This window comes from Planktotalea sp., from assembly GCF_039984035.1.
In the GTDB taxonomy this organism is placed as follows: domain Bacteria; phylum Pseudomonadota; class Alphaproteobacteria; order Rhodobacterales; family Rhodobacteraceae; genus Planktotalea.
In genome coordinates this window covers 1-2253 of the sequence record NZ_JBDWVM010000295.1, presented here as the reverse complement: position 1 = coordinate 2253, position 2253 = coordinate 1, and the positions used below count along the sequence as shown (strand labels likewise).

The window sequence follows — 2253 nt, the reverse complement described above, 5'->3', positions numbered from 1 at the left end:
GCGTGGATTTAACAGGGGCCTTCGGTCCGTCTATTTCGGGCTGGCGTCGTCTGCATGGCTCGCAGGACCAATTCCGCTCATCTTCGCTGGTTTGCTTACATGTTTGGTTCTATGGCGCCGCGAGTTCGCATCGCGTTCGCGCAGTGTGTTGCTTTCGAGCGACGTTCACGATGCTTGACGCGCTTGTGATTGCCCGAATCGACTGAGAGCCACTAGACGGGAAGGTATGAGACATCTTTCCATCATATTTGCCGCCCTGATCGCTGCCGCCCCTGCTTTTGCTGACGCCCCGAAGGTGGTCGATGCAAATGCGGAAAACACTGGCATGGGATGGAACTTTGATGTGACGCTTGAGCATGGTGACACCGGTTGGGACAACTATGCTGATGGTTGGGAAATCGTCGATGCCGATGGAAATGTTTTGGGAACGCGCATCCTGCATCATCCGCATGTGAACGAGCAACCTTTCACACGGTCGCTGCGCAACGTGATGGTGCCAGATGGTATGAGCGAAGTCTTTGTACGCGTGAAATGTTCCGTCGATGGATGGCATGATTCAGGCTACAAGATCAGCCTAGATCGTTAACGCCGTCCTTCGCGTATCCACGCGGCTAAAATCAAACCTGACGCTAGAAGAAGAACGAGCCATGCAGGCAGCAAGGCTGTTTGACGCACGCTGAGTGTTTCAAAAGCGCTGCGCGGTGTGACGCCAAGCCAACCACGTCCAGCCGCTGGGCGACCTTCCCGTACAGAACGGATCGTCGGCATTCCATCCTCGAGACGCCAGATGCCGCCGCGTGTCGCTTCGATTGCGGGTTCCAGCAATTCGCCCGTCGCAATGGTGCGCACAAATTCGCGGGGCGCAGAGGGGCCGAGGCCAATAACGGTCTCATGTTCATCATCTTTCAAACGATACAACCCAATCTCATCGCCTGTCAGCTGCGCTTCAAAGCGACCCGGTTGCGTTTCGCTCAACTGCAGCTCTATTTCGCTACCATCTGGCGCGGTGACGATCACAGGCGCAACTGTCTGAGCGAGTGAGCGTCGTGTAATGCGCATGGATTGGCCTGTAGCCTCAGCCAAAAGCGCATTTTCTTCAAGTTCAGGCTCACCCATCATCCAATGCGCGAGGCGACGCAGCAGCTCTAGTTGCGGTCCACCACCTTCAAACCCACGGCTCCAGAGCCAGGCATGATCAGAGGCGAGCAAGGCAACGCGACCCTCTTCGATGCGTTTCAGCATCAATAAGGGTCGATCATCAACGCCAGTCATCAGAACGTCACTACCCTCTGGGATGACGTCAATCTGGCGCATCCAGCGACCCCAATTTCCGACATCGGGAAGGCCGGCGGTGACGGGGTGGCGTTCACCAAGTTCGCTCACGGTTGGAAGATACCCTTCCTCTATGACACGGGCGGTCGGGCTGGCGGGCATAATTTGAACAAGGGAGGAGCGAAAGATACTGTCTGCAGATGCAAAATCAGGACCCGCAGCCACCAGAACGGCGCCGCCTTCACGTACGTAACGTGCGATATTCTCAAGGTAGAGCGCGGGGAGGATGCCGCGTCTTTTGTAGCGGTCAAAGATGATCAAATCGAAGTCTTCGATCTTCTCCATGAATAGCTCACGCGTGGGAAAGGCGATCAGGGACAGTTCGGAGACTGGTACGCCATCTTGCTTTTCAGGTGGGCGCAGAATGGTGAAATGCACCAAATCGACAGAGCTGTCTGATTTCAAAAGATTGCGCCATGTGCGCCCGCCTGCGTGGGGTTCACCAGACACGAGCAAAACGCGCAGACGATCGCGCACACCGTTCATTTGGATCAAAGCAGTGTTGTTGCGCGTTGTGATTTCGCCGTCAGCTTCGGGCACTGTGAACTGCAAAACATTGCGCCCGCCATGCGGTAATGTGATCGGAAGTTCGATATCGGCGTCTGCCGGGACTTCGAACCGTTGCGGCGCGCCGCCATCAATCGAGATCTCTAGTGGTGCAAAGCCGGAATTGCTCGGCGCGGCGCCCATGTCTTCGATCTTGATGGTGAGCGTGACAGGCTCTCCCAAGATCGCGAAGGCGGGCGCATTCGTGACGCTCAAGCGACGATCCCAATCCGTGCTGCGCCCTGTCATCATCAGGTGCATTGGCGCAGGAAGGTTTGGCGCGCGCTCCAGATCGTGAATGCGGCCATCGCTGATTAGAAAGACGCCAGCAATGCGAGATTGCGGCAATTCAGCGAGCGTGTCGCTAAGCGTGCT

At 56.4% G+C, this 2253-nt stretch carries 3 protein-coding genes; 2 read left to right on the top strand and 1 reads right to left on the bottom strand.

The window, feature by feature from the left end; genetic code table 11:
• Positions 1-178, top strand: a 178-nt coding sequence (locus ABJQ89_RS13515; protein ID WP_348496729.1) for a DUF599 family protein, incomplete at its 5' end; no start/stop codon positions are given.
• 48 nt (positions 179-226) lie between these two features.
• Positions 227-586 (top strand): hypothetical protein, encoded by a 360-nt coding sequence (locus ABJQ89_RS13510; protein WP_348496728.1) that lies wholly within the window; start codon positions 227-229, stop codon positions 584-586.
• Here the strand turns inward: ABJQ89_RS13510 and ABJQ89_RS13505 are convergent.
• Positions 583-2253: hypothetical protein (locus ABJQ89_RS13505; RefSeq protein WP_348496727.1), on the bottom strand; the 1671-nt coding region annotated here is incomplete at its 5' end. The two genes, ABJQ89_RS13510 and ABJQ89_RS13505, sit on opposite strands and share 4 nt — an antisense overlap.

Excerpts from the sequence above, each read along its gene's own strand:
- ABJQ89_RS13510 (WP_348496728.1), top strand. The coding sequence starts at position 227 with ATGAGACATCTTTCCATCATATTTGCCGCCCTGATCGCTGCCGCCCCT.